Genomic DNA, 4,520 nt, shown 5'->3' with positions numbered 1-4,520 from the left:
GGAACCCCATGTCTACGGCTCGGTCGGCGGCGACACGGTGCGCGCGGTGTTCCGCGACCGGGTGCAGGTGCGGCCGGGCGACCGCCTGCCGGTCACGGTCGAGCCGCGCAACATCCATCTGTTCGACAAGGCGACGGGCCTGCCGCTATGAAGTCACCCCGATGAAGACGAAGCCCCGAACATGAAGACGCCTGCCGACATCATCACGCGGCTGCAACTGATGTCGCAGGACGGCACCAAGTCGGACCGTCGGCTGGCCGGCCTCGTTCTGTCCGACCTCGACTTCGCCTCCAAGGCGGCGATCTCGGAGATCGCGGCGCGTGTCGGCGTCAGCGAGCCGACCGTCACCCGCTTCTGCCGCAATCTCGGCTGCGAGGGCCTGCGTGATTTCAAGTTCTACCTGGCGCAGGCGATCGCCATCGGCGGCCAGTACCTGTCGCCGGAGCCGCTGAGCCGCGACGCCCGCGAGCAGCGCATCGCATCCGCCATCACCGAGGCGGCGATATCGGCCATCCAGCGCGCCAGCGAGAGTCTCGACATGACGACGCTGGTCGGCGTCGCCGCGCGCATTGCAACCTCGGGCAACGTCTTGTGCATCGGCTCCGGCGGCATCTCCTCGATGATGGCGACCGAAATGCAGAACCGGCTGTTCCGGCTGGGCCTGCCGGTGCTGGCGCAGATCGACGGACAGTTGCAGCGCATGTATGCCGCCGTCGCCACGCCCGAGACCACGCTTGTCGCCTTTTCGGTGTCGGGCTATGCGCGATCGGTCATCGAAGCGGTGCAGGTCGCCCAGCAATATGGCGCCACAACGGTCGCCGTCACCGCCCCGGACTCCGTGCTCGCCAAGGCCGCCGACACGGTCATCCATCTGCAGTCGTTCGAGGACGGCAACATCTACAAGCCGACCTCGTCGCGCTATGCGCTGCTCGCCATCGTCGACATGATCGTGACCTCGGTCGCCGAGACACGCGGCCCGAAGGTGCTGGAGAACCTGCGCCGCATCAAGCAGAGCGTGAACACGCTGAAGGTCGACGATCCCCGCCTGCCGCTGGGGGATTGAGGGGTCATCTTTCCATGGTCACGGGATGCCGAATGGGGACATTCGGTGAGAACCGAGCCAATCCTGGAATCGTCGCGCCGCCCTCATCCGCCTGCCGGCACCTTCTCCCCGTAAACGGGGAGAAGAGGGCTGGCCGCGCCCGCAGCGCAATTTTCTGCAACGTTTATGGTTGGCGAAATCGCCGGCGACGGCATCTTTCTCCCCGTCACTATACGGGGAGAAATGCCCGGCAGGGCAATGAGGGGCAGCGCCGACCGACGATATGATTAGCAGCCATCAATGCGGTTTGCCTTGGCCGCCGCTCAATGCCTCGATGCGCTTCGCCAGCTCAGCCGCATCTCCCACTATCCGCAGCGTCTTCAGCCGCGCCGTGCCTCCCGCGACAACCGACACCGACGACCCCGGAACGCCCAGCGCCTTGGCAACCAGTTTTACCAGCGCGGCATTCGCGGCGCCGTTTTCCGGCACGGCGCGCACACGGGCCTTGAGGTGGCTTCTGCCGTCGGCTGTCGTCTCGACGCCCTCGATCCGATCGAGCGCCGCCTTCGGCGTCAGCCGGACGAACAGGTCTATGCCGTCGTCGCGCGAGCGGAACGGCGGCATGCTCATGCCTCAGACGACCAGCGACAGCACCGTGGTCAGCAGGAACTGGCGGATGAAGAAAATGATCAGCAAGAGGATGATCGGCGAGATGTCGACGCCGCCGAGATCGGGCATGAAACGGCGGATCGGCCTGAGCGCCGGTTCGGTCAGCCTGTAGAGCACGTTGCCGATGGTGCCGACGAACTGGTTGCGCGAGTTGACGACGTTGAAGGCATAGAGCCAGGAAAAGATCGCCGAGGCGATGATGATCCACCAGTAGAGGTCAAGCGCCATGACGATGGTCTGAATAAGGGCGATCATGCCGGTCTCCAATTGTTGCCGACATGTAGCCATTGCCGGCCAAAGCGGCAAGAGCCGCCTTGCGCGCATGCCGGAGCGGACGGCAGATGTCGGGTCGTTTCGCCTTGACACGAAACGGTCGCGCCCGATAAATGCGCCATCCGCTGGACGGGGCTGTAGCTCAGCTGGGAGAGCGCATCGTTCGCAATGATGAGGTCAGGGGTTCGATCCCCCTCAGCTCCACCAGCGGATCTAAAATCAAAGCCTTAGCAATGGGTTTTCGCTGGTGGGACAACCAAGTGAGCCATTGCTATGCGCATGCCCGCCTACCTGTCACGCTCCCGACACGGAATCTTCTACTATCGATACCCCATACCTAGACCGTTGCACCCCAAGGGAGCTGCGACAGCTATTCGACTATCTCTGGTTACCAGGGATCGTTGCGAAGCATTGCTAGCAGCGCACAGCCTCAGCTGCGTAGCCCCTCTGGTGGGGCGCAACGGATCCATCAGAGAGAACGGGCACCTATCCCCGCTTGTGATATCGAGTTTCCAGCACGCTATTGCAGGCGCACGCGTTCCGAACGCCGAGACTTTCAAAGAAGCAGCGGATGTGAATTCTCTCGACAACTTCATGATGGATCGGATTCTTGAGGAGTTTGGTCGGTCCACGGATATGCCGGATAAGTCGCGGCGAATGCTCCTCAACGAGTACCGGCGCGCGAACGGTGCGTACTGCCAAGCCGTACTCGATTTCGATAGCGCGTTTGGCAGCTACGATTTCGGCACTGACAATCAGGCCACTGTCCCTTTGCCTTCGTCGCAAAAGTCATCTGACTTCACGTTTACGAGGTTTTGGGAAAAGACCTAGACGCCCGGACAGTCGACCATCCGAAGGCGCGCAGAGTGATAGAAGTTCTCGCGTATGGCTGAGCAACGCGGTCGTCGACACATCCGATCGTTTTGCCGATTTCGACAGCCGCCTGATATTCGTCAACGCCTGGAACGAATGGGCCGAGGGGGCCTATCTGGAGCCCGATGCCCGCTACGGCTACGCCTATCTGCAGCAGACGCGGGATGTCCTGTCGGCCCCGCCGGCAGCCGACATGTGACAAAGGATTCCGGAGCCGTTCTTGCCGCTTCGCCGGGATTGTCCTGACAGCAAGGCGATCGAAGTCATTTGCATGCCAATGTTTCCAAACCGATGATTCCGGAAACAGCCCGTGCCTTTTCGTGCCATCCCCCCGAAACGGACCCGGCACATCCTTCCTGCATCATGCGACGGCGATCACTTCGCCGTCGCAACGACGCGAAGGACAATGCCGATGTCGATGCTCGGAAGCCTGGCCGACTACAGCCGCCTGATCATGCGTGCGCACAACAGCGCCAAGACCAGGTACATGATGGACGCCCTGCCGCCGAACCTGCAGCAGGACGTCGGCTGGCAGGCCGGCCCCGCCATGCATGAAAGGAAGAAGCTCGCGCAGATGATTTTTTCGGGCAGGCGCTGAGGCCGGCCGGTCAGGCCGCGCCGATCGCTGCCCGAAACGCCGAGCCCATGTGAGCTACGTCATAGTCTCTCGCGGCCCAAAGGTTCATTAGCGTCAGTGCATGTTTTCGTCGGATGGGAGGAAGCCGTGCCTTATTCACAACGCGAAGCGCGTGCCTATCTGGACCGCTATGGCGGCCCTTCGGGCACGCGGATTGAACTGGTCGAGACGGACAGGCAATGTTTTGTCCGGGTCCTCGAGGACGAGGAGGAACGCACCTACTCGTTCGAGCCGGGATCCTTTGCCCTGGCCTTCGCCGAAAGCCAGCGGATGCGCCTCAAGCTTCCGGCGATCGTGCACCTTTAGGGCTGCGCCGCGGGGACAAAGTCTCCATGCTCTAGTTCCGCAGACTGAAAACAAACGGCGCGGTGCGGGTGACGCGGGCGCCGAGTTCGGGTGGCGGCGCCGGCACCGAGGCGCCTTGCAGCGCGCCGATTGCCGCGCGGTCGAGGTCGGCGTCGCCGGAAGACCGCGCCAGCCGGGCGGAGACTACCCGGCCGGAGGAATCGACCGTGAAGGTTACGTTCGGGCTGCCTTCGGCCCGCCTCGACCGGGCCGCGCTCGGATAGCGCGTGTGCCGCCTGATCCACGCCGCCAGGCTGGAATTCCACCGCGCCGGACTGGCGCCGGACCGCTGCGCTCCCTCCGTTGCCTTCGGCGCCGCCATGCGCGCGGCCGGCCTGGCGTCGACGCTGGCCGCCATCGCCGTCTCCGCCGGCGCCGGCTTCTCCTTCTTCGGTCGCTGCTTGTCGACGGGCTTCTTCGCCTTGGCCTCAACCGGCTTCTTGACCTTGGGTTCCGCCGGCGCATCCACCGGCTTCGGCTGCGGCAACGGGATGACGACTTCGGGCGCCACCGTCTCGACGACGTCCGGGACCACTTCGTCCAGCGGCTGCTGCTCGCTCAGCGCGGCGACCGTCGGCGCTGCCGGCGCGGTCGCGACCGGCTGTTCGGCGGTCGGTTCCGCCTCTTCGGTAACCGGCTCAGGCGCCGGCAGCGCCGACGGTCGCCGCGCTGAGCGAGCAG

The 4,520-nt window shown here is 64.1% G+C and carries 7 protein-coding genes, 1 tRNA gene and 1 pseudogene; 6 read left to right on the top strand and 3 right to left on the bottom strand.

The genetic code is table 11. The features are described from left to right. Positions 1–151: pseudogene (locus EN738_RS36585) on the top strand (ABC transporter); the annotation flags it as partial. A gap of 30 nt (positions 152–181) precedes the next feature. After that, positions 182–1,063, top strand: a complete 882-nt coding sequence (locus EN738_RS31340) for a MurR/RpiR family transcriptional regulator (RefSeq protein ID WP_127286980.1) — start codon at positions 182–184, stop codon at positions 1,061–1,063. A gap of 276 nt (positions 1,064–1,339) precedes the next feature. On the opposite strand, the gene EN738_RS31335 is transcribed toward EN738_RS31340, so the two are convergent. Then, the gene (locus EN738_RS31335) at positions 1,340–1,666 is read right to left on the bottom strand and encodes a DUF167 family protein (protein ID WP_127286981.1); all 327 of its coding nucleotides are present in this window, start codon (positions 1,664–1,666) and stop codon (positions 1,340–1,342) included. A 9-nt stretch (positions 1,667–1,675) separates the two neighbouring features. Continuing rightward, positions 1,676–1,966, bottom strand: coding sequence for a YggT family protein (locus EN738_RS31330; protein ID WP_127286979.1), 291 nt, complete (start codon positions 1,964–1,966; stop codon positions 1,676–1,678). Between the two features lie 149 nt (positions 1,967–2,115). On the opposite strand from EN738_RS31330, the gene EN738_RS31325 reads away from it, so the two are divergent. The 4 genes from EN738_RS31325 (at position 2,116) to EN738_RS31310 (ending at position 3,800) form a co-directional block, all read left to right on the top strand. Next, positions 2,116–2,191: transfer RNA gene (locus EN738_RS31325), tRNA-Ala, on the top strand. A 481-nt stretch (positions 2,192–2,672) separates the two neighbouring features. Beyond that, positions 2,673–3,056, top strand: coding sequence for a glycoside hydrolase family 99-like domain-containing protein (locus EN738_RS31320; protein WP_245478259.1), 384 nt, complete (start codon positions 2,673–2,675; stop codon positions 3,054–3,056). A gap of 213 nt (positions 3,057–3,269) precedes the next feature. Continuing rightward, positions 3,270–3,455, top strand: coding sequence for a hypothetical protein (locus tag EN738_RS31315; protein ID WP_127286977.1), 186 nt, complete (start codon positions 3,270–3,272; stop codon positions 3,453–3,455). A 126-nt stretch (positions 3,456–3,581) separates the two neighbouring features. Further along, complete coding sequence (locus EN738_RS31310) at positions 3,582–3,800, top strand: hypothetical protein (RefSeq protein WP_127286976.1); 219 nt, start codon at positions 3,582–3,584, stop codon at positions 3,798–3,800. 31 nt (positions 3,801–3,831) lie between these two features. Here the strand turns inward: EN738_RS31310 and EN738_RS31305 are convergent. After that, positions 3,832–4,520 (bottom strand): energy transducer TonB (locus tag EN738_RS31305; protein ID WP_145966986.1); only part of this gene is annotated, 689 nt, incomplete at its 5' end.

The sequence above is a fragment of the Mesorhizobium sp. M4B.F.Ca.ET.017.02.2.1 genome, assembly GCF_003998955.1.
Lineage (GTDB): Bacteria > Pseudomonadota > Alphaproteobacteria > Rhizobiales > Rhizobiaceae > Mesorhizobium > Mesorhizobium abyssinicae.
This window is presented reverse-complemented; position numbering and strand designations above follow the sequence as displayed.